This is a genomic window from Streptomyces sp. CA-111067, from assembly GCF_050956065.1.
In the GTDB taxonomy this organism is placed as follows: Bacteria; Actinomycetota; Actinomycetes; order Streptomycetales; family Streptomycetaceae; genus Actinacidiphila.
In genome coordinates this window covers 6,069,815-6,096,281 of the sequence record NZ_CP192103.1, presented here as the reverse complement: position 1 = coordinate 6,096,281, position 26,467 = coordinate 6,069,815, and the positions used below count along the sequence as shown (strand labels likewise).

The 26,467-nt window shown below is 71.9% G+C and carries 28 protein-coding genes and 1 pseudogene; 17 read left to right on the top strand and 12 right to left on the bottom strand.

Annotated features, from left to right (window positions below; all coding sequences use genetic code 11):
- Positions 1-80 precede the first annotated feature (80 nt).
- Together ACQPW6_RS26965 and ACQPW6_RS26960 are read left to right on the top strand one after the other, a co-directional pair.
- Positions 81-1,058: a heavy metal transporter gene (locus ACQPW6_RS26965; RefSeq protein ID WP_433892267.1), complete on the top strand. Its 978-nt coding sequence runs from the start codon at positions 81-83 to the stop codon at positions 1,056-1,058.
- Positions 1,059-1,345: 287 nt separating this feature from the next.
- Positions 1,346-1,837 carry an ATP-binding protein gene (locus ACQPW6_RS26960; protein ID WP_433892266.1) on the top strand — a complete coding sequence of 164 codons (492 nt, stop codon included), beginning with the start codon at positions 1,346-1,348 and terminating at the stop codon, positions 1,835-1,837.
- A 30-nt stretch (positions 1,838-1,867) separates the two neighbouring features.
- Here ACQPW6_RS26960 and ACQPW6_RS26955 read toward each other — a convergent pair whose 3' ends face one another.
- A complete protein-coding gene (locus ACQPW6_RS26955) occupies positions 1,868-2,767 on the bottom strand; it encodes a helix-turn-helix transcriptional regulator (protein ID WP_433892265.1) in 900 nt (299 codons plus the stop codon).
- Between the two features lie 149 nt (positions 2,768-2,916).
- On the opposite strand from ACQPW6_RS26955, the gene ACQPW6_RS26950 reads away from it, so the two are divergent.
- A complete protein-coding gene (locus ACQPW6_RS26950) occupies positions 2,917-3,531 on the top strand; it encodes a YbhB/YbcL family Raf kinase inhibitor-like protein (RefSeq protein WP_433892264.1) in 615 nt (204 codons plus the stop codon).
- A 530-nt stretch (positions 3,532-4,061) separates the two neighbouring features.
- Here the strand turns inward: ACQPW6_RS26950 and dapC are convergent.
- Positions 4,062-5,171, bottom strand: coding sequence for a succinyldiaminopimelate transaminase (dapC, locus tag ACQPW6_RS26945; protein ID WP_433892263.1), 1,110 nt, complete (start codon positions 5,169-5,171; stop codon positions 4,062-4,064).
- Positions 5,172-5,298: 127 nt separating this feature from the next.
- Positions 5,299-5,628 (bottom strand): ferredoxin, encoded by a 330-nt coding sequence (gene fdxA, locus ACQPW6_RS26940; RefSeq protein ID WP_433892262.1) that lies wholly within the window; start codon positions 5,626-5,628, stop codon positions 5,299-5,301.
- Between the two features lie 109 nt (positions 5,629-5,737).
- Here fdxA and ACQPW6_RS26935 point away from each other — a divergent pair, with 109 nt between their 5' ends.
- Positions 5,738-6,829 (top strand): GNAT family N-acetyltransferase, encoded by a 1,092-nt coding sequence (locus ACQPW6_RS26935; RefSeq protein WP_433892261.1) that lies wholly within the window; start codon positions 5,738-5,740, stop codon positions 6,827-6,829.
- Positions 6,826-7,650, top strand: a complete 825-nt coding sequence (locus ACQPW6_RS26930) for a tetratricopeptide repeat protein (protein WP_433892260.1) — start codon at positions 6,826-6,828, stop codon at positions 7,648-7,650. Before ACQPW6_RS26935 ends, ACQPW6_RS26930 begins: the two co-directional genes overlap by 4 nt.
- A 484-nt stretch (positions 7,651-8,134) precedes the next feature.
- Here ACQPW6_RS26930 and ACQPW6_RS26925 read toward each other — a convergent pair whose 3' ends face one another.
- The 3 genes from ACQPW6_RS26925 to ACQPW6_RS26915 form a co-directional block, all read right to left on the bottom strand.
- Positions 8,135-8,773: a response regulator gene (locus tag ACQPW6_RS26925; RefSeq protein ID WP_433892259.1), complete on the bottom strand. Its 639-nt coding sequence runs from the start codon at positions 8,771-8,773 to the stop codon at positions 8,135-8,137.
- A gap of 101 nt (positions 8,774-8,874) precedes the next feature.
- Complete coding sequence (locus tag ACQPW6_RS26920; protein WP_433892258.1) at positions 8,875-9,306, bottom strand: hypothetical protein; 432 nt, start codon at positions 9,304-9,306, stop codon at positions 8,875-8,877.
- A 78-nt stretch (positions 9,307-9,384) separates the two neighbouring features.
- Positions 9,385-9,828 (bottom strand): nuclear transport factor 2 family protein, encoded by a 444-nt coding sequence (locus tag ACQPW6_RS26915; RefSeq protein ID WP_433892257.1) that lies wholly within the window; start codon positions 9,826-9,828, stop codon positions 9,385-9,387.
- Between the two features lie 193 nt (positions 9,829-10,021).
- Between ACQPW6_RS26915 and ACQPW6_RS26910 the strand changes: the two genes are divergently transcribed.
- The 3 genes from ACQPW6_RS26910 (at position 10,022) to ACQPW6_RS26900 (ending at position 12,443) form a co-directional block, all read left to right on the top strand.
- Complete coding sequence (locus tag ACQPW6_RS26910) at positions 10,022-10,582, top strand: RNA polymerase sigma factor (protein WP_433892256.1); 561 nt, start codon at positions 10,022-10,024, stop codon at positions 10,580-10,582.
- Positions 10,579-11,754, top strand: a complete 1,176-nt coding sequence (locus tag ACQPW6_RS26905; protein WP_433892255.1) for a CU044_5270 family protein — start codon at positions 10,579-10,581, stop codon at positions 11,752-11,754. Before ACQPW6_RS26910 ends, ACQPW6_RS26905 begins: the two co-directional genes overlap by 4 nt.
- Before the next feature lie 509 nt (positions 11,755-12,263).
- On the top strand, positions 12,264-12,443 hold the full coding sequence (locus tag ACQPW6_RS26900; RefSeq protein WP_433892254.1) for a hypothetical protein: 180 nt from the start codon (positions 12,264-12,266) through the stop codon (positions 12,441-12,443).
- Here ACQPW6_RS26900 and ACQPW6_RS26895 read toward each other — a convergent pair.
- Positions 12,430-13,611, bottom strand: a complete 1,182-nt coding sequence (locus tag ACQPW6_RS26895; RefSeq protein ID WP_433892253.1) for a saccharopine dehydrogenase NADP-binding domain-containing protein — start codon at positions 13,609-13,611, stop codon at positions 12,430-12,432. The genes ACQPW6_RS26900 and ACQPW6_RS26895 overlap by 14 nt on opposite strands.
- A 167-nt stretch (positions 13,612-13,778) precedes the next feature.
- Between ACQPW6_RS26895 and ACQPW6_RS26890 the strand changes: the two genes are divergently transcribed.
- Positions 13,779-14,822: an AraC family transcriptional regulator gene (locus ACQPW6_RS26890; RefSeq protein WP_433892252.1), complete on the top strand. Its 1,044-nt coding sequence runs from the start codon at positions 13,779-13,781 to the stop codon at positions 14,820-14,822.
- A 41-nt stretch (positions 14,823-14,863) separates the two neighbouring features.
- Here the strand turns inward: ACQPW6_RS26890 and ACQPW6_RS26885 are convergent, their stop codons facing one another.
- Together ACQPW6_RS26885 and ACQPW6_RS26880 are read right to left on the bottom strand one after the other, a co-directional pair.
- Positions 14,864-15,274, bottom strand: a complete 411-nt coding sequence (locus ACQPW6_RS26885) for a hypothetical protein (RefSeq protein WP_433892251.1) — start codon at positions 15,272-15,274, stop codon at positions 14,864-14,866.
- A 74-nt stretch (positions 15,275-15,348) separates the two neighbouring features.
- Entirely contained in the window at positions 15,349-15,579 is a 231-nt protein-coding gene (locus tag ACQPW6_RS26880; RefSeq protein WP_433892250.1) for a hypothetical protein, read from the bottom strand.
- A 163-nt stretch (positions 15,580-15,742) separates the two neighbouring features.
- Between ACQPW6_RS26880 and ACQPW6_RS26875 the strand changes: the two are divergent.
- The 4 genes and pseudogenes from ACQPW6_RS26875 to ACQPW6_RS26860 all read left to right on the top strand — a co-directional run.
- A pseudogene (locus ACQPW6_RS26875) lies at positions 15,743-16,543 on the top strand (helix-turn-helix domain-containing protein); the annotation flags it as partial.
- A gap of 34 nt (positions 16,544-16,577) precedes the next feature.
- Positions 16,578-16,796: a DUF397 domain-containing protein gene (locus ACQPW6_RS26870; RefSeq protein ID WP_433892249.1), complete on the top strand. Its 219-nt coding sequence runs from the start codon at positions 16,578-16,580 to the stop codon at positions 16,794-16,796.
- A gap of 59 nt (positions 16,797-16,855) precedes the next feature.
- Positions 16,856-17,053, top strand: a complete 198-nt coding sequence (locus ACQPW6_RS26865) for a DUF397 domain-containing protein (RefSeq protein ID WP_433892248.1) — start codon at positions 16,856-16,858, stop codon at positions 17,051-17,053.
- Between the two features lie 51 nt (positions 17,054-17,104).
- Complete coding sequence (locus ACQPW6_RS26860; protein ID WP_433892247.1) at positions 17,105-18,445, top strand: VanZ family protein; 1,341 nt, start codon at positions 17,105-17,107, stop codon at positions 18,443-18,445.
- Positions 18,446-18,530: 85 nt separating this feature from the next.
- On the opposite strand, the gene ACQPW6_RS26855 is transcribed toward ACQPW6_RS26860, so the two are convergent.
- On the bottom strand, positions 18,531-19,541 hold the full coding sequence (locus ACQPW6_RS26855; RefSeq protein ID WP_433894675.1) for a tetratricopeptide repeat protein: 1,011 nt from the start codon (positions 19,539-19,541) through the stop codon (positions 18,531-18,533).
- A gap of 429 nt (positions 19,542-19,970) precedes the next feature.
- Here ACQPW6_RS26855 and ACQPW6_RS26850 point away from each other — a divergent pair, with 429 nt between their 5' ends.
- The 4 genes from ACQPW6_RS26850 to ACQPW6_RS26835 all read left to right on the top strand — a co-directional run bounded on the left by ACQPW6_RS26850 (position 19,971) and on the right by ACQPW6_RS26835 (position 23,534).
- The gene (locus ACQPW6_RS26850; protein WP_433892246.1) at positions 19,971-20,249 is read left to right on the top strand and encodes a putative ATP-grasp-modified RiPP; all 279 of its coding nucleotides are present in this window, start codon (positions 19,971-19,973) and stop codon (positions 20,247-20,249) included.
- 3 nt (positions 20,250-20,252) lie between these two features.
- On the top strand, positions 20,253-21,221 hold the full coding sequence (tgmB, locus tag ACQPW6_RS26845; RefSeq protein WP_433892245.1) for an ATP-grasp ribosomal peptide maturase: 969 nt from the start codon (positions 20,253-20,255) through the stop codon (positions 21,219-21,221).
- Positions 21,221-22,441, top strand: coding sequence for an ATP-grasp peptide maturase system methyltransferase (tgmC, locus tag ACQPW6_RS26840; protein ID WP_433892244.1), 1,221 nt, complete (start codon positions 21,221-21,223; stop codon positions 22,439-22,441). Before tgmB ends, tgmC begins: the two co-directional genes overlap by 1 nt.
- 148 nt (positions 22,442-22,589) lie before the next feature.
- On the top strand, positions 22,590-23,534 hold the full coding sequence (locus tag ACQPW6_RS26835) for a CehA/McbA family metallohydrolase (RefSeq protein WP_433892243.1): 945 nt from the start codon (positions 22,590-22,592) through the stop codon (positions 23,532-23,534).
- A gap of 173 nt (positions 23,535-23,707) precedes the next feature.
- Here ACQPW6_RS26835 and ACQPW6_RS26830 read toward each other — a convergent pair whose 3' ends face one another.
- Complete coding sequence (locus tag ACQPW6_RS26830; protein WP_433892242.1) at positions 23,708-24,502, bottom strand: SGNH/GDSL hydrolase family protein; 795 nt, start codon at positions 24,500-24,502, stop codon at positions 23,708-23,710.
- Between the two features lie 249 nt (positions 24,503-24,751).
- Entirely contained in the window at positions 24,752-26,002 is a 1,251-nt protein-coding gene (locus ACQPW6_RS26825; RefSeq protein ID WP_433892241.1) for a hypothetical protein, read from the bottom strand.
- Positions 26,003-26,467: the final 465 nt, after the last annotated feature.

Sequence of the window (26,467 nt, the reverse complement as noted above, 5' to 3'; positions counted from 1 at the left end):
CCCACGAGGGTAGGGCGTGCTGCGGCCGGGGGCTTCCAGCAGCGTGTTTCGGGGGGTCCGCGCTTCGGTAGTCTGCGCACGTGCCCACGTCATCGCCCGCGCCCGGCAAGGACGGCGCCCGCTCGCACGGCTGCGGACTGTGGTTCGTCATCGTCGTGCTGGGGCTGCTCATGGTGGCCGGTTTCATCACCTACCACTTCGCGAACCACAAGTCGCCGGCCGCGGCGGGCTGCACCGTGCGGGGCGACGGCCCCGATCTGGAACTCGAACCGGACCAGGCGGCCAACGCGGCCACCATCGCGGCGGTCGCGACCTCGCGCGGACTGCCGGAGCGGGCGCTGACGATAGCCCTCGCGACCTCCATGCAGGAGTCCCGGCTGAGCAATCTGGACTTCGGCGACCGGGACTCGCTCGGCCTGTTCCAGCAGCGGCCGTCACAGGGCTGGGGAACGGCGAAGGAGATCCAGGACCCGGTCTATTCGACGAACGCGTTCTTCGACCACCTGGTGAAGATCAGGGGCTACACGCAGCTGCCGGTGACGGTGGCCGCGCAGCGCGTGCAGCGCAGCGGCTACCCGGAGGCGTACGCGCAGCACGAGGCCGACGCCACGCTGCTGTCCGCCGCGCTGAGCGGTCACGACCAGGGCGCGCTGAGCTGTACGACCGGCGGCGACTCGCCGGACAGCGCGGGCGGCCCGCTCGGCCGCACCTCGGCGGTGACGGCGCTGCTGACCAGGGAGTTCGGCAGCCAGGTACGGCCGCGTACGGACCCGGCGCCGCACACGGTGGCGGTCCCGTCGGTGCCCGCGGGCGGCGGTTCGACGCAGGCCGACGGGGCCAGGCGGGGCTGGGAGCTGGCGCAGTGGGCGGTGGCGCACGCGCACGACCTGAAGGTCGAGCAGGTGTCGTTCGGCGACATGCGCTGGGAGGCGGCGCGCTCGGACAAGGGCTGGCAGAAGCAGCGGCCCGCCTCGTCCTCGTCGGGCGCGGGCAGGGGCGCGAGTACGGTCGCGGCGACGTCGGCGGACGGATTCGTACGGATCACCGTCGCGCAGTAGTCCGCGGGGTCACCCGAAAGGGGTTTTCGGGTTTCGCCGGGGCGGGGCCTGAACGGCGTTTCGTGGGCGGGCGGATTTCCTTGCCGGGCAAGGGATGTGACGTTTCATCAGCGGATTGTCGGCTGTCCGTTATATCCGATCTGCCGGATGGTTATTATGCGACGCATTGCCAATCCTTTACCTCGAACGGCCGCAACCAAACGGCGGGTCCAGCGGTAGTCAGCACGTCCGATCGTCGGACAGGTACCGCCGACGGACTTCCCCGTACCCGCCGTAAAAGGAGCACCATGTCCCTCCCCTTCGCGCGCCGCTTCGCCCAGGCCGCTCTGCTGCTCGGCGCCGCCGCCGCTCCCCTGGTCGGAGCGGGCGCGGCCCAGGCCGCCGCCCCGCACCAGCCGGACCTGGGCGGGCTCAGCAACCTCGACGGCGCGAACCTCGGCAACACGATCGACGGTACGTCCCAGCAGGCGACGGGCCTGGCCTCGCAGGCCGGCACCCAGGCGATGAAGTCGGCTCTGCCGACGACGGGGAAGGTCGTCGGCACGGCCGGAAAGACCGCCGCACCGGCCGCGCAGCAGACCGCGGGCAACACGGCGGACGCGGCGGGCCGCATCGTCGGCGCGACCGCGGAGTCCGCATCGACGGCCGCCCCCGCCGCCACCCCGACCCTCCCGGTGGGCCAACTCCCCCTCTCCCAGCTCCCGACAGCGAGCACCCTCCCGGCCGCGTCGACGCTCACGACGGACCAACTCCCGCTCAGCAGCCTGCCGCTGGGCTAACACCCCGGTCACCCCGGGGGCACGGGGGCGTCAGGCGACGATCGAGCGGAGGCCCGGGGGCGTGTGGGTGGCGGCGAGGCGGCGGAGAGCTCGGTCGGCCGCGGCGTCGGCCGGGGTGACGGCGATCAGGGAGTGGCCGGTGCCGCCACCGGCCACCAGCGCGTCGTAGCACACGGTCAGTTCGCCAACGGCGTCATGCACGATCCGCTTCGTCCCGTGCCCCCGCTCCCGCACCGTGTAGTCGTCCCACCAAGCCGCGAACTCCCCGCTCCGCCCGCACAGTTCCCCCACCACCCGGCGGAGCCTCGGGTCATCGGGGTGCCGCCCGAGACTCGCCCGCAGGTTGCCGACCGTCTCCCGCGCCACCCGCTCCCAGTCCCGCTGCATCCGCCGGATCCGCGGCACCAGGAACAGCAGCCCGGCCATGTTCCCCGTGTCCCCCGGCGCCCCGAAATCCGCCCCGAAGAGCGCGGCCGCCGCCGCGTTCCAGGCCAGGATGTCGAGCCGGAAGTCCACGATGTACGCGGGCAGCAGCGGCATCCCGTCGAGCAGCCGCCGCATCGAGTCGCTGACCTGCTCGGCCGCCTCCGGCGCGGCGCCGGGGGCCCGGCCGCCGGCGATCATACGCAGGTGCTGGTGCTCGGCCGGGGTCAGCCGCAGTGCCTGCGCGAGCGCGTCGAGCACGGCGATCCCGGGCGTGCCGACCCGGCCCTGCTCCAGCCGGATGTACCAGTCGATGCTGACGGTGGCGAGCTGCGCGACCTCCTGGCGCCGCAGCCCCGGGGTGCGGCGGGCGCCGACGCGGGGCAGCCCGACGTCCTCGGGTTGCAGCCGGGCGCGCATGGCGCGCAGGAAGACGCCGAGTTCCGCGCACTCCGCTGTCCGCGTCCGTGCCCGCGTCCGTGCCGCTGGCTTCGCCGTGTTCGCCATGACCTCATGATCCGAAGCGGCGGGCCGCGGTGTCCAGCCGCGGGGCTGGTATCCCGGGTACCAGCATCGGAAGGGCCTTCCCCGGCCGGGCGCCCGGCGGCGACGGTGGTGCCACCCACCCACCGCATGATCGTCAACGGGAGTGCACCATGAGGAGATCCACCCGGGCCGCCGCCGCACTGGCGGGGGTCACGCTGGCCGTGACGGGCGTGACCGCGACGAACGCGGCCGCCCACAACAAGTCCGCGCCGGGCTACGGCTTCACCAAGATCCGCAAGGGGGTCCCGGACTCGGCCGGGCACTTCACCGTGACGAGCCCGGACGTGCGCGACAACGGGGCGTTCCCGGCGAGCGCGTGGGCCGACTCGTTCGGCTGCACCGGGCCGAACCAGCAGATCCGGCTGTCCTGGAGAGGCGCGCCGAAGTCGACGAGGAGCTACGCGGTCACGATGTTCGACCCGGACGCGCCGTCGGGCGCGGGCTTCTGGCACTGGCTGACGTGGGACATCCCGCCCGCCGTGACGACCCTGGGCCCCACCCCGCCCCCCACGGCGGTCTCCGGCACGGACGACGCCGGCGTCACCGGTTACCTGGGCCCCTGCCCCCCGTCCGGCGACATCCCCCACCACTACGAAATCACCATCTACGCCCTGGACACCCCGTCCCTGTCCCTCCCCCCGACCACCCCCGCGACGGTGACCACGTTCACGATGTCCCCCCACATCCTGGCGACAGCCTGCCTGACGGCCATCGCGGCCCGCTGACCTGCCCCTTCGCGCACGGTTGCGCCCGGCTTCACCAGGGGCGCGGGGCTGCCGTCGATCTGCGGCTCCGCCGCGCGGGCGCGAGCACGGGCCCCGTCAGGGGCGCGGGGCTGCCGTCGATCTGCGGCTCCGCCACGCGAGCGCGAGCACGGGCCCCGTCAGGGGCGCGGGGCTGTTGTCGATTTGCGGCTCCGCCGCGCGAGCGCGAACACAGGCCCCGTCAGGGGCGCGGGGAACTGCGCGACAAGCCACGACGGTGGCGCGCCTGACCACCGGCCCGAAGGGGCTAGTCCTGTTGTTTCCCGGCCACCGGCCGGTGGCGGGCTGGGGGCGCAGTTCCCCGCGCCCCTGAAAAGCCGGGCGAAGCCGGGGCGCAGTTCCCCGCGCCCCTGTCGAAGCCGGGGGCGGAGGCAGCCGCTGGGAAGGGGTCCGGGGCGGCGGCAGCCGCTAAGAAAGGGGGCCGGAGCGGGGGCCGGGAACACCCGCGCACGCGGGAGGAGCCGGGAGCACCCGCGCAGCGGGAAGGGCGGCTACGCCGCCGTGAGGCGGGCGGCGGCAGAGGCGACGCGTTCGTCGGTGGCGGTCAGGGCGACCCTGACAAACGATGCGCCGGTGGGCCCGTAGAACTCACCGGGGGCCACAAGCACCCCGTGCTTGGCGAGATCCCCCACCGTGTCCCAACACGCCTCCCCCCTCGTGCACCACAAATAAAGGCTCGCCTCACTGTGCTCCACCCGAAACCCCGCCCCGACGAGCGCATCGCGCAACACCCCGCGGCGGGCCGCATAAAGCGCCTTCTGGCGCACCGCGTGCTCGCGGTCGCCGAGCGCGGCGACCATCGCCGCCTGCACAGGCGCCGGCACGATCATCCCGGTGTGCTTGCGCACGGCGAGCAGTTCGGCGACCACCGCCGGGTCCCCGGCGAGGAACGCCCCCCGGTAGCCCGCGAAATTCGACCGCTTGGACAGCGAGTGCACCGCGAGCACCCCCTCGTGACTGCCCCCGCACACGTCGGGGTGCAGCACGGACACCGGCTCCGTACCCTCCCACCCCAGTTCGATGTAGCACTCGTCGGCGACGACGAGAATCCCGTGCTGCCGCGCCCACTCCACGATCCGCCGCAGCTCGGCGGCCCCGAGCACCCGCCCGGTGGGGTTGGACGGGCTGTTCAGCCACAGCAGCCTGACCCGCGCCGGGTCGAGTTCGGCGACCGGGTCGTCGTACGTCACCGGCTCCGCGTTCGCCACGAGCGCGCCGATCTCGTACGTCGGGTACGCCAGCTGCGGGTAGCCGACCTGGTCGCCGGCCCCGAGCCCGAGAAGCGTCGGCAGCAGGCCGACGAGTTCCTTGGAGCCGATCAGCGGCAGCACGTGCGCCGGGTCCGCCCCGCTCACGCCGTGCCATTCGCGCAGGTATCCGGCCGCGGCCTCGCGCAGCGCCCCCGTGCCGTACGTGAGCGGATAGCCGGGGCTGTTCGCCGCGTCGACCAGCGCGCGCTGGATGGCGTCGGGCACCGGGTCGACCGGGGTGCCGACCGAGAGGTCGACGATGCCGTCCGGGTGCGCGGCGGCCGTGGCCTTGTACGGTTCGAGCCGGTCCCAGGGGAACACCGGGAGGCGGGCGGAGATGGCGCTGCTCACGTGGTCACTCTCGCTCTGGTACGGGATGGTGCGGCGGACGCGCCCGCGTCACCGAGTGCCGGGCGCGCGGGCGTACGACGCCGGGCCCCGTACGGCGGTGAGGCCGTACGGGGCCCGGCGTCCCGCCTCACGCCTCCGAGGTCTCCTGCGGAGGCAGTGCCGCGATGAAGGGGTGATCGCGCTCGATGAGGCCGAGCTTGGAGGCGCCGCCGGGCGACCCGAGCTCGTCGAAGAACTCCACGTTGGCCTTGTAGTAGTCCTTCCACTCCTCCGGGGTGTCGTCCTCGTAGAAGATGGCCTCGACCGGGCAGACCGGCTCACACGCGCCGCAGTCGACACACTCGTCCGGGTGGATGTACAAGGACCGGGAGCCCTCGTAGATGCAGTCGACCGGGCACTCTTCGATGCACGCCTTGTCCTTCAGATCGACACAAGGCTGCGCGATGACGTAGGTCACGCTGTCGTTCCTCCTCGAGTAGGGCTCATCTCGCGCGGGAGCGCGGCGTCGTCGATGCCCGCACCTAGTATCTCCGTTCCTGGGCACGATCCGAACAGGAGGGGCATGCATGCCAGCGGAATTCTCTGCCGGAGGGCGTCTTGAGGTTCGGATCACCCCTGCTGACGTGGGAAAACGCGTGTCCGTACGGCGGCTGCTGACGGTCGTGGACGGGCGGCCGACGTTCACCGACACGGTGGGGCTTCTCGAATCCTGGGACGCTGGAGTGGTGAGCGTCACGCGGAGAACCGGCGAAACCGTCCACATCGCGGAATCCTCGCTGGTCGCGGGCAAGGTGGTGCCGCCCGCACCGGCCCGGCGGGCACCGCGCGTGCCCGTCTTCTCCGGCACGCCCGGGGAGCCTCCGTCTGTCACGTCCGGGGAGCTTCCGTCTGTCACGTCCGGGGAGATGCCCTCTGTCACGCCGGACGAGCTGGAGGCCGTCGCCTCCCGGGCGTGGCCGGCCACCGAGACGGCGCCGCTCGGGGAGTGGACGCTGCGCGCGGCCGGCGGCTTCACCCGGCGGGCCAACTCCGTGCTGGCGGCCGGCGACCCCGGCGTGCCGCTGCCCGAGGCGCTGGCGACCGTCACCGCCTGGTACCGGCAGCGCGGCACGACCCCGTACCTGCAACTTCCCGGCAGCTCGCCGTACGCCGCCGAACTCGACCGCCTCGGCTGGGCGGCCGAGACCCCGACGCTGCTGCGTACCGCGCCGCTGGCCCCGCTGACCCGGCTGCCGGACGCCGCCGGCATCGTGCTGTCCCGTACCCCGTCGGCCGGGTGGGTCGCGGCCTACCACCGCACCGGTGACCTGGCCGACCAGGCGCTCAAGGTGGTGTCCGGCGGGCCGTCGGTGTGGTTCGCCACGGCGCCCGGCGCGATCGGCCGCGCGGTGGTCGACGGGCCGTGGGTGCTGTTCGGCGCGGTGGAGGTGGCGCCGGCCCACCGCCGGCGGGGGCTGGCCACGGCGGTGATGGGCGCGTTGGCCCGGCGGGCGGCGGAGGAGGGGGCGACGGCCGCGTACTTGCAGGTCGAGGCGGACAACGAGGCGGCCCGCGCGCTCTACGACGGGATGGGCTTCACCGACCATCACACGTACTACTACCGCCGACCACCCGTCCCCGGGCCTGGGTCTGACGACGGGCGGCGCAGAACGGCATGACCGAATCGGTACGAGAGCGGTTCGCGGCGGCGGCCCGCGAGGAGCGGCCCGACCTGGCCGAGCTGTGCCTGCTCGTCGGCGCCGAGGCCAGCCCCGCGCTGGACGGCACCGCGTGCGACCTCACCCAGGTCGAGCTGGACCGGCTGGCCGGGCTGCTGCCGTACGGACTGACGACACCGCTCGACTGGGCGACGGCGCTGCGCCGGCTGCTCGGCGAGCAGCACGGGTTCCGGGGCGGCCCGGCGGACTACCGCAAGCTCGGCTCGTCCCTGCTCCAGGAGGTGGTACGGCGCCGGCGCGGGCTGCCGATCCTGCTCGCGGTGGTGTGGATAGAGGTCGCCCGGCGGGCCGGCGGGCCGGTGTACGGGGTGGCGCTGCCCGGCCACTTCGTCGTCGGCTTCGGGGATCCGGCGGGCGAGTACGTGCTCGTGGATCCGTTCGACGGGGGCCGGGTCATGTCGGAGGCCGACACCGTACGGGTGGTGACGGAGGCGATCGGCGAGCCGCCGTCCCAGGCGATGCTCGGGCCGGCCGACCCGCTGGAGATCGTGCTGCGCGTCCTGAACAACATCCGCGCATGGGCCGCTCCCCGCCCCGAACACCTCCCCGCCCAACTCTGGACGATCGACCTCACCCTCCTCCTCCCCCGCCACCCGGCCCGCCTGCGCTTCGAACGCGCCCAACTCCTGGTGAAGCTCGGCGATTTCCTCGGCGGCGCGGCCGAAATGGAGCAATACGCCGAGGTCATCGGCAGCTTCGACCCCGAATCCGCCACCACCATCCGCGCCGCCGCCCGCGCCGCCCGCGCCCGCCTCAACTAGCCCCGGACACAAATCCGCCCCCAGCCAGGCCGCGCCCCACCCGCCGCACGGCTTTGCGGCTACCGCCGCGTGGGCGCGAGCACGGGCCCCGTCAGGGGCGCGGGGAACTGCGCGACAAGCCACGACGGTGGCGCGCCTGACCACCGGCCCGAAGGGGCTAGTCCTGTTGTTTCCCGACCACCGGCCGGTGGCGGGCTGGTGGCGCAGTTCCCCGCGCCCCTGAAAAACCGGGCGAAGCCGGGGCGGCGGCGGCCGCGAAAAGATGGAGGCCGGGAGCGCACGTGGACCGGGGGCGGCGGCAGCCGCAAGAAGGGAGCCGGGGCGGCGGCAGCCGCGGGAGCGCGTGTGGACCGGGGCGGCGGCAGCCGCGGGAGCGCGTGTGGACCGGGGCGGCGGCAGCCGCAAGAAGGAAGCCGGGGCGGCGGCAGCCGCGGGAGCGCGCGTGGACCGGGGCGGCGGGAGCCGCAAGAAGGAAGCCGGGGGGCTACAGCCAGCCTTTTTCGCGGGCCAGGCGGACCGCTTCCGCGCGATTACGCGCCCCCGTCTTCTGAATCGCCGTCGACAGATAGTTGCGAACCGTCCCTTCCGACAGCAAAAGCCGAGAGGCAACCTCCGCATTCCCCGCCCCGTCCGCGACAGCGACAAGCACGTCCCGCTCCCTCCCCGTCAACGGCGAAGGCCCCTCCGCGAGCGCCGCCGCCGCAAGCGTCGGGTCGATCACCCGCTCACCCCGCAACACCTTCCGCACGGCCGCCGCGAGTTGGGACGCCGGCGCGTCCTTGACGAGGAACGCCGCCGCGCCCGATTCCATCGCGCGCCGCAGGTACCCGGGGCGCCCGAACGTCGTCACGATCACGATCTTCACCTCGGGCATGGCGTCCCGCAGCGCCGCCGCCGCCTCGATCCCCGTCATCCCGGGCATCTCGATGTCGAGCAGCGCCACGTCCGGCGCGTGCGCCTTCGCCGCGGCGACGACCTCGTCCCCGCGGGCGACCTGCGCGACGACCTCGATGTCGTCCTCAAGACCGAGCAGCGTGGCCAGCGCCTCGCGCACCATCGACTGGTCGTCGGCGAGCAGGACTCGCAGTACGGGTGCGGGCGGCTCACCCGGCGCTTCGCTCATGCGCCCAGCGTAGAGGTGCGCCGCGCGTGTCCCGCCACCCCATGCGGGCGACCGGGACACGGGCCCGGGGGCCGCTGCGGCGGCCACCGCGACCGTACCGCTCAGGGCCGCACGGACCCGGGGTCGCTCCGGTCACCCCGGTCGCTCCGGTCGCCCCGCCGCGCGGACACCGCGTCGACGAGCGTCCACCCGTCCACCGTCTCCGTCGCGTCCGCGCCGACTCGGCCGCCCCGGGTGGTGATCTCGTCGAGCAGCGCCCGTACGGTCCCGGGTTCGTGCAGATTCAGCCACCCGGCGGAGTCCGTTCCGACCGAACCGGAGTGCGTGTACGGCCCTCCGTCCGGCACCAGATGCCCCGGCCGCGCCTCGAAGACGATCCGCAACCGCCCCAGCGCACGGGGCCGCCGCACGGTCAGCACTTCCCGGCAGTCCAAGAAGCGCCCCTGCTCCTCGCGGTGCTCATGCCCCACCGCCCACAGAAAGGTCTCATCACCCACGACCAGCCGCCGTGGCGTCCTGCTGCTACGGGTCATCCCAAGATGCTAAGTTCCCCACCCTCGCCCACCCCCCACCAAAACCAGCCACGCCTTACTCGTCCACCGGCCACCACGTCATGGGCGGTTGAGGGGGGTGCCGGGGAGGGGGGTGGGGTCCTCGTAGCGGACCTCGTAGACGCGTTCGGCGAATTTCCAGCCCTCGCGGGTGTGGGCGTAGCGGTCGTGGTACAGCGCGTAGTTGGTGCCGCCGCGGCCGTCGAAGGCGCGGCCGATCTCGGAGATGTAGGTGCGGCCGGTCGCGGCGCCGACGTCGAAGTGGATGACGCCGGGGTGGGTGTTCTGGATGAGGAAGTCGACGACGTCGGGGACACGTCGGCCCCAGGCGCGGATCGCCTCCCGGCCTTCCAACTCGACCGGGATGTTGGGCATTCGCCAGGTGCCGTCGGGGGTGAAGAGGGTGGCGACGCGGTCGTAGTCGCGCATCATCACCGCGTCGCTGAACTCGCCGCGCAGCGCCTCGATCTCCACGCGGTCGGCGATGGCTTGAAAGTCGTTCATCCGGAGTCTCCCTGGCGTTCGTGACGTACACGGGTGTGCGTGCGTCTCAGCAGTACGACGAGACGGGCCGCCGAAACGTGAGCCGGCCGCGGGCCGCCGCGTGACGGAGGGGACGGGAGCGAATGCTCGCGGCGCCCGGCGACAAGTACAGGACGAGGTCGCCGTGGGGTGCGGCGGCGGATGGGGAGGCACGGTGGAAACGGACGAGGATCTGCTCACCCGCTCCGTACGGGAGCCGACGGCGTTCGAGCCGTTGGTGACCCGGCATGCGCGGGCGCTGCACGGCTACCTCGCCCGGCGGGCGCCGGATGCCGTGGAGGATCTGCTCGCGGAGGTGTGGCTCCAGGCGTTCACCGGGCGCGAGACGTACGACGCGAAGCGCGGCACACCGCGGATGTGGCTGTTCGGCGTGGCCAGGAACGTCCTGCTCGCGCACTGGCGCCGACGCGCCTACGACGTAAGGGAGTTGCCCGGGGACGAGGCCGGCAGCGACCCCTGGCACGCGGTGGATGATCGCCTGGACGCCGCCGCGGCCGGCCCGCAGCTGCGCCGCTCGCTCGCCCGACTCCCCCAGTTGGAACGCGAGTTGCTGCTGCTCGTCGCCTGGGAGCAGCTCACGCCGACCGAGGCCGCGGCCGTCGTCGGCATATCCCCTGGCACCGCCCGCTCCCGGCTGTTCCGCGCCCGCTCCCGGTTACGCAAAGAGGCACATGACAGCCCCCAACTGTTGCGCCTGGCAGGAGACTTCGCATGAGCGACCACGAGCCCGGCCGCCACGACACCGGCCGTCACGAGATCGACACCCTCGACGTGCTCGACTTCCCCGGCGCCGACCGGCTGCGCGCCGCCGCCGGGATCGCGGACCCGACCCCGGCCGCCGTCACCGCCTCGCTCGGCCCGTTGCGCGCGGCGATCGCGAACACCGCTGCCCTGGCAGCCGTCGCGGACACCCCCACCGTGAGCGGCGACAACGTCAACGCCGACACCGCGAACGACGACCTCGTGGTGACCCTCACCTCCCGGCCCCGCCCGCCGCAACGCCGCCGCCGCCGGATCCTGATCTCCGCCGCGGCGGTCGCCGCCATCGCCGCCGGCGTCGCCGTCTACCCCACCGTCAGCGTCGGCGGCAGCCACCCGGCCGCCCAGGCCGACGCGGCGGGCTTCCTGAACCAGGTCGCGGCCACCGCCGCCGCCAAGTCCCCGTCAAGCGCCGCGTATTGGATGGTGCAGCAACAAGGCCAGTACAACGGCTTTCACGGCGGTACGTACAACAACTCCGTCGTCACCCATTGGATCGGCCGCTCCAACTGGGTCGAAGAGACCGACGACATGGTAATCGCGGGACTCGACAGGCTGATCGTGGCGCACGGCCCCTTGGACGGCTGGCAGTCGCTGAGCGATGCCCGGGGACTGTCCGTAAGGGGCGCCCAGCCCCCGAACGAGGAAAGTCAGACACGCTGGTTGCTCGGCGAGCAATCCCCCCCGTGCGGCCTGCCGGATTGCAGCAACTCCGTCACCTGGGACGAGCTGAAGGCCCTCCCGACCGAGCCGAAGACGCTCAGGGCACGGCTCATGGGGAACGAGACCGGGCCCGCGGCCGAGGTGAACCTCTTCAGCGGCATCGACACCCTGCTGTCCAGTTCACCCGCCAGCCCCCCGCTGCGTTCCGCGATGTTCACGGTCCTCGCGGGCATCCCGAACGTGGAACTCGTCGGCAACGTCAAGGACGCCGCAGGACGCACCGGCACCGCCGTCGAGCTGGACGTGGTGCAGTCGAGCATCCGCGTGATCATCGACCCGGCGACCGCGCAGGTGATGGAGGAGAGGACCCTCCTGGACATGCGCGACGGCGTCCCGGCCGCGACGGCCCTCACCACATTCCTCGCGTCCGGCCCGGCGGAACACGCTCCACCGGTTACCGAATAGCACGAACCTCGAATTTCACGGTTGTTGGCGCCCCTGAGTTGTGCGTAATCTCTGCGGAAACGAGCACCTGAGGTGACCCCCTCGATGCCCGTGTTCCACGTCCGCGGGGGCCGCGTCGGCCGCTTCCCCCGCTGCTCACGGCGGACCGCAGGCACCCGCCGTGCCCGCAGGGCCAGCACGCCAAGTAGGGCAGGTCACCGCGAACTGAATACTTCCCCTCCTGATATCCGCTCAGCCGCGTGACCGCGTATTCACGTGCCCGCGCATTCGCGCATTCGTGCATCCGCGGCTGACAGCAGAAAAGCAGGAACGAGAGCTGGGCGGCGCCGATCCAGGCGCCGGCCGACTCGTGAGGTGGCCGCTCGCACCCCCGTACGCAGGCGGCCGCCTCACGATCACCGCCACGGCGGGACGAAGCGGGAGAGGACACGTTCTCCGTCGACCGGCACCTCACGTACGCGAACGGCAAAGGCAGTTACGTCGTCTTCGACGGCGCGCCCGACCTGGGAATGAGCGTGTTCCGGGACGAGTTGGCCGCCCCGATGGTGCACCCGGACGTCGTCGCCCGGCAGATCGGCGTCTACGGTCTGTCGCGGACGTGCCTGCGGTGCCCGATCACGCACATCCGCGACCGCGTGATGGCCGGCGTCCACCGCCTGGCGGAGAGGGCGGGCGTCAGGCCGGCGTGACGGACCAGGTGACGCCGTGCGGGGCCAGGGCGTCCAGGAAGTCGGCCGGGGGGAATGCCTGGGATGGGGACAGCACGCCGGACGGGGCCGCGCCGGACGTCAGGCGCAGCGCGGCCTCCACCGCGATCACGGCGGTCAGGCCGTAACCGTCGGGACCGGTGACCCAGCCTCGCGCCCGCGCGCCGTCCTTGTCCGTCGCCTCGGCGACCATCAACCACCGTGACGCCCGGCGCAGTTCGTCGGGGACGACCTCCGGCACGCTGTCCACGACCTCGGGGGTGAGCGCGCCGAAGAGCGCGGCCACCTCGGCGCGGATCGCGCTGTGCACCCGCCGGGCCGGAACGTGCTGCGGAACCGTGACGATGCCGGGCAGGGCGAACGCCGTCACCGGCACGGCCCCGGTCTCGCCGGAGGCGGAGGCGGTAACGGAGGCGGAGGCGGTAACGGAGGCGGCGGCGGACGCGGACGCGGAAGCCGAAACGGCGGCCACCGCAGCAGGCACCTCGACCGGCGCCGGTACGAAGCCGGCGTCCGCCCGCCGCCAGTCGCCGTCCAGGTACTCCAGCGGGACGGCCTCGGCGATCTCGGCCATCGAACGAGCCGTTCCGCGCGAGGCCCCGCCACCGGCCGACCGGAGGTCGGCGATCAGCAGCTCGTCGACGGGCGTGGCCAGGGCCGCCGCCGTCAGGGCGGCGATCAGGTCGCCGGGTCCCCCGTCGTCGGCCATCGCCGGGACGACGCTCACCCCGGCCCGCCGCGCGTCCGCGCCGAACGTGTCGAACACCCGCCGGATGTAACCCTGTTCGCCGGTGGTGTCGACGTAGTGCACCCCGGCGGCGACGGCCGCCCGCACCACCGGCTCGCCCCACAACGTGAACGGGCCCGCGCAGTTGACGACGGCGTCGCAGTCGGCGAACGCGGCGGCCAGCGCGGCCGGGTCCGTCAGCCCCACGACCCGGATCTCCCCGGCGGCCGCGCCTCCCCCGGCGCCACGCCCGTCCGCGCCGCCCCCGTCCGCGCCCGACACCGAAATCCCGGCCTCCTCCGCCGCGGCCCGCAGCCTCCCCTCGCTCCGCCCGACCAGCACCACCGGAATGCCCCGGCGCCCCAACTCCGCGACCGTGAGCCGCCCGGTGAACCCGCTCGCCCCGTACACGGCGATCTTCATGCCCGTATCTCCCCTGCGTCGACGTCTGTCGAGGTGAGGGCGCCGGGACGACGTTCCCGGGCCCGCCGCCCACCGTAAGGACGGCCGCCCCGGACGGCCCATGCCCTCAGGTCCGGCGCGGATGTCCGTCCGTCCACCGACTCGACCGGCCGCCGTACGGTGGGACCATGGACGTTCTCAGCGACGCCGTCGCCGCCATGCGCACCGGCGTCCCGCACTCGCGGCGTACGTGGTTCCGCGCCCCGTGGGGCGTCCGCTTCGCGGCACAACAGGGCGCCGGATTCCACGTGTTGCTGCAAGGCGCGTGCTGGCTGATCCCGGAGCGCGGGGAGCCGATCCCGCTGGGCGTCGGCGATGTGGTGTTCCTCCCACGGGAGTTCGGGCACGCCATCGCCGACTCGCCGACCACCCCGCTGGTCGACGCCAGGACCCGCCGCCTGCGCGACGCCACCGCCCCGGGCCAGTGGATCCCGGGTGCCGAACCGTACGCAGCGCCGGGCGCAGAGTCGGGCGCGGGACCGTACGCCGATCCGGGCGGGGCGGAACCGGGCGGCGAGACGTCCGCAGGCGCCACCACCACACTCCTCTGCGGCGCCTACAGCCTCGACCAGTCCCGCCCCCACCCCCTCCTCGCCGAACTCCCGGACGTCGTCCACCTCCCGGCCCGGGTCGGCCAACACCCGTCCCTGCGGGGCGCGATCGACCTCCTCGGCCGCGAACTGGCCGACGACACCGACGCGTTGCCCGGCGCGGCAGGCGTGCTGCCCGCCCTGCTCGACGTCCTGCTGCTCTACATGCTGCGCGCCTGGTACGAGGAGCAGGCTCCGCGCGCCGCCACCGGCTGGGCCGCCGCCCTGCGCGATCCCGCCGTCGCCGCCGCGCTGCGCGCGATCCACCGCGAGCCGGCCCGCCCCTGGACCGTCCAGAGCCTCGCCGCCGAGGCGGACCTGTCACGTTCGGCCTTCGCCCAGCGCTTCGCGGCCACCGTCGGATCGACGCCGCTCGCGTACGTCACCTGGTGGCGGATGATCTCGGCGGCCCGGCTGCTACGCGACACCGACGATCTGCTGCGGACGGTCGCCGAACAGGCCGGCTACACCTCCGAGTACGCGTTCGCCAAGGCATTCAAGCGGGAGTTCGGCACGGCCCCCGGCCAATACCGCAACGGCCACCGCTATTCCGTCCCCGCGAATTCGCGTAAATACGCGTAGTTCTCGCGGCCCGCCCCCAGCGGAGGGCCGCGGAAAACCGTTCAGACGAGCAATTCGCGCAGCTTCGGCGCCGTCACCAGCGGGGTGTTGCGCCATGAATAGTCCAACTCCCAGGTGTGCGCCCCGGGGTGGTCCACGTATTCACAGCACGGTTCACACGCGGGCTCCGGCCCGGAAACCGGGCAGTCCTGCTTCACCACGAGCGCCTCGGGAACGCCCCCGCGCGCCCAGTGCGTCCAGACGGCGCCGGACGTGCGACCGTCCAGCTCCATCACGAACGAACTGTGCGCGCCGGTCACGTGCGCCTGGAGCGTGCAGCGCAGTTGGTCCTGTACGTCGTCGGGCTCGGCGGCGCCGGGCGCGGCGAACGTCAGCGCCTGCGCGGCCAGTTCGTCCGGCAGGTGCGCGCGGTGGCCGCACACGGGGAAGAGGTGACGTTCAGCCTGTGTCATGAGCTAGGGCTTTCTGTACGTGGCGTATGGTCTGAGCTGGTTCTTCTCGCTGACGTGCGGGTTCCCTTGCGGGGCTAACGCTCGTGGTACGCCCGCGCGTTGGCCGCCGCGACCCGCACCTTCAACTCCTCGCGCGCCGACACCCGCCGCGCCCGGCTCACGTGCGTCTCCCAGACCCGCCCGCTGGGGATCGCCTGTAGCCGTACGGTCCGGTTCTCGACCGCCAGCACGACGCCGAGCCGCCGCGTCCTGGTGTCCCGCGCCACTCGGCCGACTTCCAGCGGGAGTTGGGGCTGTGCGTTCATATGTTCGCGCTCCGATTTCACTACCCCCGCACGTCGTCGTCGCGGAGTCGGACTATCCGTGTACAACAATCGCAAGTTCCGCATAAGATCGGATGGCGAATCCCGTGGAGTCACCCACCGGAACTGCCGTTCCAGGAACGGCTCGGCACAGATTGGCGATGACATGCTCAAACGCAAACCCGAAGAGGGCGACCTCGTCACGTCGGCCGAGGCGTTCGGCCAGTTAGTAAAAGATATCCGTGAAACCACGGGGATGTCGCAGGACAAGGTCGCGATCCAAGTCCCCTGCGACCGCTCGCAGATCGCCCGCGTCGAGCTGGGCACGCGGGTCCCGCACGGGGACCTGATCCTGGCGGTCGACCGGATCCTGGACACCGGCGGTCTGCTGCTGCGGCTGTGGTCCAAGATCAACTGGTACCCGGTCATCGAGCACCCGGACTGGTTCAAGCGCCGCGCCCGCATGGACGCGGAGGCACTGGCACTGCGCGTGTACCAAGCTGCCCTCGTTCCGGGTCTGTTGCAGACCGAGGACTACATCGAGGCGCTGTTCAAACTGGCGGACCTCGACGGCGAGGGCAGCGTGCGGGAACGCGTGGCGGCACGGTGGAGCCGCCAGTTCCGCTGGGTCTCCCCCGACGGTCCGCTGCTCGTCGTGGTGTTGGACGAGAGCTGCATCCGGAGGGTGGTCGGCAGCCGGGCCATCATGAGGGAGCAGTGTCGTCGACTGCTGACGCTCGGGCAGCAGCCCAACATCATCATCCAGGTGCTGCCGTTCAACGGGGTGTCCGTGGATCGGCCCAATGTGTCAATGTCCCTGATCACGCTGCCCGATGGCGACCAGTGGGTGTACTCGGAGTCGCTGGACCGAGGCCATTTCAGCGACGATCCAGCGGTCTTGGCCAAGCACGCGCGCACCTATGATGTGCTCAGGGCGGCTGCACTGTCAGCCAGCGATTCCGCCGCCCTCATTCGCGAGGCACTGGAGGGGTACGCCGACGATGAACAGCCACGATCTGAGCGCAGCGACCTGGGTCAAGAGCAGCTACAGCGGGAGCAACGGCGGCGACTGCGTCGAGGTCGCCGTGGCCCCCGCCTCTACGGGCGTCGTCCCCGTCCGTGACTCCAAAGACCCGCACGGCCCCGCCCTCGTCTTCCCGGCGGCCACGTGGACCGCGTTCCTCAACGGCGTCCGCGCGGGCGAGTTCCCGACTCTCTGACCCACCGTTAGCCCAAGGCCCCATGGCGCTACCCCGCGCCATGGGGTCAGTCTGTGTCCATGACTCTCACCTGGACCAAGTCCTCATACAGCGGCAGCAACGGCGGCGACTGCGTTGAGGTTGCGGCCGGTTCACCCGGCACCGTCCCCGTCCGGGACAGCAAGAACCCCCACGGCCCCCAGCTGACCTTCACCGCACCCGCCTGGACCGCCTTCCTCACAGCCCTCCGCACCGGAGACCTGCCCGCCCCCCGGTAGATCCCGCACACGACCTGCCGGTCGGGTAAGGGCGGGTCTAGGAAGAGAACCGTGCTCTCTACCGCCTTACAGGGGCAGTCCTGGCCTCTTCTTGTCACCGTCGTGGTCGCACTTCTTGTCGCGTGTGCGATATTTTCCGTCGTGCGACGAAACGGCCGCCGACCGTTTGAGTATTCATGCCTTTCGGCTCTCGTGGTAGTAGAACTCTCAGTCACCCTGGTCATGTCGAACGGGGGCTACGAGAGCCACAATTGCGTGGTGAACCACGACTTTGCGGAGCCGTTCCGGACCTCGCAAGGCTGGCTGAACGTCCTACTCTTCCTGCCGATCGGACTCGCGGGAGCACTGGCGACCCGGGCTCTGCTTCCCGCTGTTGTCGGCAGCGCAGCGCTGTCGCTGATCACCGAATTCTCTCAGGCACTGGTACCGGGAGTCGGCCGCAACTGTGACAGCAGCGACTTCACCGCAAACGTCGTAGGCGCCCTGCTCGGTGCATTGACTGCCTTTGCGTACATGAACGCCCTTGGTGCGAAGGTCCCCCTCGATCGATACTGGCGGCCGACCGTGTACAGCGGCGTCTCAGCAGGCGTCATAGCGGCGATAATCGGGGCTGTAGGGATCACATTCATACCTATGGATGGAACAGGTCTCCAGTTCGCCAGCAGACACGAGGTGCAGGCCGCACAGCAAGAGATGCGCAGGTCGTTCGGGGACCGGTACTCGGTGAGCAAGGTTCAGTATCAGCCGCCTGTCGGAGGGGAGGGGGGAGCGGGCAACCTTCTGATGGTGCTCGACGACGGCAAAGGAAGCGCTCAGCTCTCCTGGCCGAAAACCCGGGTCCTTACCGTGAGCTTTGAGAACTCCAGCAAAGTGACCGACGAAAGTTTCCCCATACCCGGCACCCGTGGCAACCCCACTACTGCCGCCGACGCGCTCGCCATCGCCACCACATACGCCCAGCAATACCATCCCGACTCGATCCGCAGCGCCAGAAGCTCAGTTGCCCCGGTGGGAAAAGAAGCCGAACTTGGTTGGATGGTGAGCTGGCGACGGATCGGTGGAAACGGCGTCGTGATGCCGATGCAGCTCGATGTTGAGATCAACCGAGCGGGAAGAATCTCGCAGATGGTGACTGCGGACATAGCGGACCCAGGAAGCCTACCTCCGATCAGGATCTCCAGGTCCTCCGCCGTCCAGCGAGCAAAAGCTTCTGTTGCCGCACTTCTTTCTTCTGCGCAGGATCTCACGGTGTCGCACGTGGAGTTGAAAGCTGTCCAGCGGGAGAACCAATGGCGTTGCGAATACCTCGTGAGCTACTCCGGACCCGACGGAAAGCCCATCATGGCGATGAGCTATGTAGACGCTACGACGGGTGCCGCCCGATCTGAGTGATCGCGTACGACCGAGGACATCGGTCACGTGGCCGGGCTCAGCGTCACCAAGTGACGTGAACGGCCGGCGGGCGGTTCCCCGTTCCTCAGGTGACCGCTCTGGAAGTGATTCGCTCGGTGAGGTCGCGGGCGGCGGGGCTGTCCGGGATGGCGGGGAGGCGGGCCGCGATATTGGTCAGCCCGTCGCTGATCTTGACGGACTGCACTCCGTCGGCGCAGGTGAGGAAGTCGTTCCAGGTGGCGAGGGCTTGTGCGGTGGCGCCTCGTCTGAGCTGGACCTGTCCCAGGTCGGCCAACACGATCGCCCTGGTCCTCCTGCGGTCGAGGCCGTGGATGTCCAGGGCGAGGTGGAGATGTTCCTCCGCGGTGGCGAGATCGCCCATCGTCGCGTGGATCATGCCCGCTTCGTGGGCCCACCGGCCGTGGCTGTAGTGGCTGGCCCAGGACTGCCCCGGCCGGGCCGGGGCGTTCTCGATCGCTGCCTGAGCGGAGGTGAGGAGCCTCGCCGCAGTGGCACGGTCGCCGTCCGCCGCGGCGGCGCGGGCAAACGTGTTGCGGTAGTAGGCCAGAGCCTTGGGGTTGGCCAACTTGCGCCCGCGCTGCTCGCTCGCTTCCGCGAGCCGGACAGCGGTGGGGATGTGGCCGAGGTCGATCGCCTGGTCCGCGAGGCCGCGCAAGGCGGTAGCGGCAAGCTCGTTCTCGCCGGCCTCGGCGGCGAGCTTGTAGCTGTGTACGTGGTACTTCTGGCTCAGCCCCTGGTTGCCCTCGTCGCGCGCCATCCAGCCGATGAGGTGCACCAGTTCAGCGGCGGCCGCGAACAGCTCACGCCCGATGGTCTCGGTGTAGCGGCCGTCGAGCCAGCGGTTGACGTCGACCGTCAGATACGACACGGCCAGGTGGCGGGCGTGGCCTCCGCCGAGTTCGGACGCGGCGTTGCCGAGGGTGGTGGTCATGGTGCGGACCGCCGCGACCTCGCCCGCGCCGACACCCACCCGGCCGGGACGAGCCGCCCTGCGGGTCACCGCCTCGGCGTCCGGCAGGTCCAGCGCAGCAAGGCCGACGGCGGCGGAAGCCGCCAGAAACTCCCGTCGGTCCACGTCGCTGCCTCCCAAACGCATTACTGACGCCACGGTATCGGTGAACGGGCCGCTGACGGGGCCCGACAGATCAAGGTCGAGGACTCGCTCGATGAACGGCAACCAGTCGACAGGGACGCGCCGTCCGGTCTCCCACCGGTAGACCTGCTGCCGGTCGAGGAACCCGGATTCACCCCAGCGGGCCTCGGACAACTCGGCGGCGAGCCGCGCCTGACTGCACGGAGGTCGCCTTGCCTGCCGTGCCGCGCGGATGTGCGCCCCGATGGTCATGTCCGGCCGATCGTCGGCGAGGTTCACAACTGGCCTACAACTGGCAGACATTGTGGCATCTCCCGCACGCTGTGCGCTCGGGCGTTGACTGATTGTCACAGTCCGGCCGGACAGACGGCCGAGCGCACGATCCCTCGATCCGACGAGGAAGGACACGCGATGCCGAAGCAGCAGTACCTCAAGGCCCGCCTACCGTGGGCGCTGGGACTGGTCACCGACCGGTTCCCGGCCGCGCCGCCGGCCTGGGAGAAGGTCGTACTCGACCCGCAGACCCAGACCGCCCGCTACTCCGCCGCCGACGGCGGACCGGTGGTGACGACCGCCGGCCACGGGACCAGCAGGACGTCGGGCACCACGTCCCTCTCGGGCGGCAGCGACGGCAAGAACCCGAAGCCGCAGACCAACGACGACAACACCGTCGACTACACATCGGACTGAACAGTGAAGCCGTCTGTTCTCGTCGTCACCAGCATCGAAGACAACACCGCCGACTGGGTCATCGACGCCCTCAACCGGCGCCGGGTACCGGTGGTGCGCATCGACCCCGCCGACCTCGGACCCGCCCTGCACCTGACCGCCACCGTCGGCGGCCGCCAGCGGGTCTGGGGCGGACGGCTCCGCACGGCCAGCCGAGAACTCGACCTGGGGCGGGTCGCGGCGGTGTACCACCGCCGTCCCTCGCCCTGGCGCTTCCACCACCTGCCCGCGCAGGCCGCTGCCTTCGCCGCCAACGAGGCCCGGCACGGCCTGGGCGCGCTACTGGCCAACCTGCCGCGCGCCCGCTACGTCAACCACCCCGGCGCCGTCAACCAGGCCGAATTCAAGACCGTGGGCCTACAGGCCGCCGTCGACCTGGGGTTCACCGTGCCCGCCACCATGGTGACCAACGACGTCGAAGCGGCCCGCGCGTTCGCCGCCGAGCACGGCCCGGTCATCTACAAGCCGTTCCGCGGGTTGCCACCCGGCCCGGACGGCCACACCGGAGCCATCTGGGCGCAGCGCGTCGACCCCGGCACCTTCGACGAGTCGATCGAGGTCACCAGCCACATGTTCCAGGCCGAGGTCCGGCACAAAACCGGCGACGCCCGGGTGACCATGGTGGGCGAACAGGTCTTCGCCCACCGCATCACCAGCCCCGACGGAGCACTGGACTGGCGCCGGGGCGACTGGGCCGCCCTGGAACACGAACCGATCGCGGTCCCCGACCCGGTGCGCCGGCGAATGCGCGCCTACCTGGACCACTTCTCGCTGGTCTTCGGCTGCTTCGATGTCGCGATGACAGGCACGGGCCGGCGGGAGGAGCATTGGACGTGGATCGAGTGCAATGCCAACGGCCAGTGGGGCTGGCTGCCCGACGCAGAACAGATCACCGAGGCGTTCGCGGACGCCCTGACCGAGGGATGGACCTGATGAACGCCCCGCCGGGCGCCGCCGAGGAACCGGCCGCCACCGAGGTAGAAGCCGCCCGGCTGCGGGCCCGCCTTGCCGACCTCCTCGCCCGCCAGGGCCTGCTGACCGACCCGGCGTGGCGGCGCGCCGTCGAGCGGGTACCCCGGCACCGCTTCGTCCCCGGCTTCTTCCTGCCCGGCAACCAGCTCACCGCCCGTGGCATGAGCGCGTGGCAGCCGGTCACAGCAGCCACCGACCACGACCGCTGGCTGGCCGCCTGCTACGCGGACGAGACGCTGATCACGCAGTTCGACGGCGAGGAACCCGACTGGGACCAGGCCGCCGTCCGCGAAGGCGGCGCCCCCAGTTCGTCCGCCACGCTGCCCTCACTGGTCGTGCAGATGTGGCAGGACGCCGACATCGCCGAAGGGCAGGACGTCCTGGAGGTCGGTACCGGAACCGGCTACTCGACCGCCCTGGCCTGCGAGCTTCTGGGCGCTGACCACGTCACCTCGATCGAGGTGGACCCGCACCGCCTGGACCAGGCCGCTGCTGCGCTGTTCGGTCTGGGCCACCACCCCGGACTCGCGCTCGCCGACGGCCTCTTCGGATACCGGCCCGGCGCACCGTTCGACCGCATCGTCGCTGCCTGCTCGGTCCGCGGACTGCCCGCCCCGTGGCTGGCCCAGACCCGGCCAGGCGGGAAGATCCTCACCACACTCGGGGGCTGGCTCCACGGCCACGCCCGGGTCCTGGCCACCGTCGACAGCGACGGCACGGCCTCGGGCCCGCTGCTCCCCGGCACGATCTCCTTCATGGCCGCCCGCTCCCAGCAGCCGCCCCCCTTCGGCAACCCGCTGCACTGGGCCGCCCTGCTCAGCGCGCGCAGCCGACCCGTCCGCCACTCCCCCGGCCGCATCACCGACCCGACCGAGGAAGCGTTCTTCGTCCGCTTCCTCGCCCAGTGCGCCGTCCCCGACGCCCAGTTGAGCGACCAGGGCGACATCCTGTACCTGGTCGACGTCATCTCCGGATCGGTCGCCGCCCTCACCCGCGAGGAGGGCACCTGGAGGGTGCGCGAAGGCGGTTCCGCCCGACTCTGGGAGAAGGTCGAAACAGTCCTGGACGCCTACGACAGCGCCGGCCGCCCGCCCCCGGAGACGTTCACCCTGGCCGTGGATCCCACGGGCCAGCGCTTGCTGCACCCCGGGCTGCCTGAGCTGCACGTCAGCCGCACATGAGCGGCGCGCGCGGCTTCCGGGGTGCGGCTTCGGGGCCCGAAAACCGGCTCGCGGGCCGGGGGCGGGAGGCGTTACGTTCCCTCGGGGCTCGGGGCGCCGAGGACGGAGGAGCAGGGATGGGGACCGGGAGATCGCCGAGGACTGGAGCGTGAGGCGCGGGGCGGGGTGGTATCGGGGGGACTGCCACGTCCACTCCACGCGGTCGGTGGGGGGCGAGCTCACTCCGGGGGAGCTGGTGCGGGCGGCGCGGGGGGCGGGGCTCGACTTCATCGCGACCACGGAGCACAACTGTGCGGCGGCGGACGGGGATTGGGCGCGGGCTGCGGGCGACGGGCTGCTGGTCGTGCTCGGCGAGGAGGTCGTCACCCGGGCCGGCCACTGGCTCGCGCTCGGCATCCGGCCCGGGCAGGTGGTGGACCCGGACGCGCCGGTGGAGCAAGGCGTCGCCGAGGTGCGCGCGGCGGGCGGTGTGTGCGTGGCGGCGCACCCGTACGCGCCTTACCCGTCGGGCCGGTTCACGTACCCGGTGGAGGACTTCGACGTGGTGGAGGTGTGGAACGGGCTCTGGGCGTCAGACCTGCCGTGGAACGCGGATAACGGCGCTGCGCTGGCCGAGTGGGGGCGGGGGCTCGCCGCCGGGGTGCGGGCGGGGGCCTGGCAGCCGGCGATCGGCAACAGCGATGCGCACTTGGCGGGGCAGATCGGGGTGCCTCAGACCGTGGTCTTCGCGGAGGAGCTGACCGGGGCGGCCGTCCTGGCCGGGATTCGCGCCGGGCGCAGCTGGGTTGCCGGGTCGGCGGAGGTGGACGTGACGTTCACGGCGTCGTGCGGGGGCCGCGTCGCCGGCGTGGGCGAACGGCTTTCGGCCCGTGGCGCCCCGGTGGAGGCGCGGGTGGAGGTGCACGGCGTGCCCGGGGCGGTGGTCACGTTCCACACGAACCGGGGCGAGGTGCACGGCGTGACGCTCGCCGCCTCCGGCGAGGGTGTCGCGCGATGGGTCACGACCCCTGGGGAGTCCACCTTCATCCGCGCCGAGGTCCGCGCCCCGGACGGCCCCCCGGCCGCCCTGACCAACCCGATCCTCCTGACGTGACCCGGCGCCGCGACGGGAGCCCCAAAGGGGCGCGGGGAACTGCGCGACCAGCCCTCGACCACCTGCACGTCACCACCGGTCTGAAGGGGCAACCCCCTGTTGTTTCGCGGCCACCGGCCGGTGGGGGGTTGCCCGCGCCGTTCCCCGCGCCCCTGACGGGGCGGAACCCGGGGCTAGTCGTCGGCGTTCAGGACCGGGAGGTAGCCGGCTGAGTGACCCGTGGCCGTCGGGTGGTAGGACTCGAAGCTCGGGGAGATCACCAGGGAGTGCAGGTAGTCGTCTCCCGAGCACAACTCGTGGCCCTTGAACGTCGACCGCACGTCGCCGAACGTGAAACCGTGAGCGGCCGCCGCCGACGCGATCGTCGTGTCGAGGACGTCCGCCGCCTCGTCGATCTTCTGGTGCTTCGTCGCGCTCAGCCCGATGCAGAACACGTTGAGCGTGTAGAGGTCCGGGTAACCCAGCACGACCACATGCGCGTTGGGCGCCTTCGCGTGGATCGCGTTGTAGACGGTGTCGAGCCGCCCGGTCAGAGTGCTCCGCACGAAGTTCTCCGCGGTGTTGACCCGGTTGACGCACGTGCTGTCGGAGCCGGTCACGCAGGTGGTGATGACGTCGGAGAAGCCCGCGTCATTGCCGCCGATCGTGAGGGTGACCAAGCCGGTTGAGGAGTTCAAGCCGCCGAGCTGGCTGCCGGTCACATCGCTGGTCACCGCGCCCGAGCAGGCGGCGAAGGTGAACGAGGACGGGCTGTGGGCGCTCGCCCACAGCGCGGGGTACGCGCTGTTGCTGCGGTGGCAGTCGCCGCTGGAGCTGATGTAGTTGCCGGCGCCGTTCCCGGCCGAGTACGAGTCCCCGAGGGCCACGTACGCCGGTCCGGCGGCCTGTGCGGGGCCGGTCAGTACGAAAGCGGTCACCACGGCGGACACGGCCGCGGTGAGAACGGTGAAGGGCCTGGTCAGTCTCACGGAACCTCCAAGTGGGGGAAGGTTGCCTTCACTTGGTACCAGCCAGTAGGTAGTTACAGGAAGTGTTCATGCCAAGAATTCTCCCCGCGTAGACCTGAATTTCAGTTACGGCGGGCCGTGGTGCGGGTGCATCGGGTGAGTTTCAGGGTCACTTGTGGGGCGCGCGGCCCCGCCCTCGCGCCGCGTGGTGGTGAACGGCCGCCCCCGGCCGCCGGGTTACGGTGAGCGCCCTCGCGCCGCCGGGTGTGCTCAGACGATCGCGGTCCGCGGGTAGCGCGCCAGCAACTCCCCCGCGCGCCTGCGCACATCCGCGCTGACCGTCAACGCAAGCCGCGCCCGCGTCTCGTCCGGGCCCCAGTCGCCCGCGTTCTGCCGGTGCTGCTCGTACGTCGCCACGAACTGCTCGGGCGTGCCGATCACGACGTCCGCCTCGAACTCCGCGAGGATGTCCTCCCCCGCGGGCTCGCGGGTCAGCAGTGCGGCCGACGAACCCGTCATCTCGCTGAGCCCCGAGAAGAGTTGGAGGTACGCGGCGGCAGCGGCCGCGTCAGGCACCATGACGTGCACGCCCCCGACGTTCTGCGACTCGTAGGACTGCGCGACGAACGCCGACGCCACCGTCCTGTCCTGCGGCGGGAGTTGGGTGATCGGGCCGCTGTCGCCGTGGCAGCACGCCATCGCCGCTTCCAGCACGCCCGTGGCGGGCTCGGCTCCCGTCGCCAGCTCGACCGAGGCGTGGATGAGGGCGAGCAGTTCCGTCCACCGGTCGCCTTCGGCGAAGTCGGTGGGGCGTAGGCGCTGGGCCGCCTCCGTGTAGTGGACGGCGGCGGCGCCGAGCCGGACCTGCTTCGACTTCAGCAGCGACGGGACGGGGTTGTGCCGGACGGTCTCGCCGGCGTCGAGTGCCGTCGTGACCAGGATCGTCAACCAGTCCTTGGTGGCGAGGATCGCGGCGGCCTGCGGGGGGAAGGACGGGCCGGCGACGTCCCAGCGTTCGACGACGGTGCCGAGCAGGCTGACGTCGACGGTCAGCCGGTCGGTGTCGACGACGGCCGACAGGGCGGGGAGCGGGATCACACCGTCGAGCAGTTCCAGGCCCAGGCCGCAGTGCGCGAACAGCTCCATGGTGGAGACCTGCCAGCGGCCGGCGTCGCGGGTCAACCGGGCCACCTCGTAGGCCGGGTTGACGAGGAACATGAGGTCGTCGTGGCCGTGCGCGGCGAGCGTCAGGAGGGCGGCGCGCCAGGTCTGGTGCGGGAGTTGCCGTAGGCGGTCGGTGGTCTCGAGGTCGTGCCAGCCGGGCGGGGCGCACTTGGGGTGATGCAGGGAGGCGACGGCGTCGTCGCCGACCGCCTCGACGGTCAGCGCGGCGGGCTCCCACCGCCCGAACGCGCGGCCGCACGTCTGGCAGTCGACGGCCCGCAACTCCCGCTTCAACGAGGCGAGTCCCTCCGCCCCGAGCCGTCCCTTGACCCCGGGGTCAACCCGCAGCCTCGCCACCGGCATTCCCTTCCCCCGTCCGCAACGACGTCCGCGCGCCACTGTACCCGCGCCTCTTGAGGCCCCCGGGGCAGATGGGACCACCCCCGCCGTCTCCCAACCTCCGACCCGGTGGGGGCTGGTGGCGCAGTTCCCCGCGCCCCTGACGGGCGCCCCCGCAGGGGCGCGGGGAACTGCGCGACCAGCCGTCGACGGCCTGCACCTCACCACCGGCCCCAAGGGGCAACCCCTGCTGTTCCCCGACCACCGGCTGGTGGTGGGTTGCTCGCGCCGTTCCTCGCGCCCCTGACGAGGCGCAACCTAGCCGGGGCTCACCAGCCCGCGTTCAAACGGGCTGGCCCCGGCGGGCATCCATGTGTGTTGCGGCACGTTCCCGCCCGCCGGCGGGAGGTCGGCAGGGTCGGCGCCCGGGGCGGATCTGTGCAGGTGGGCGGGGCCTCCGCCCCCTCCTCGCCCGCGCGCCGG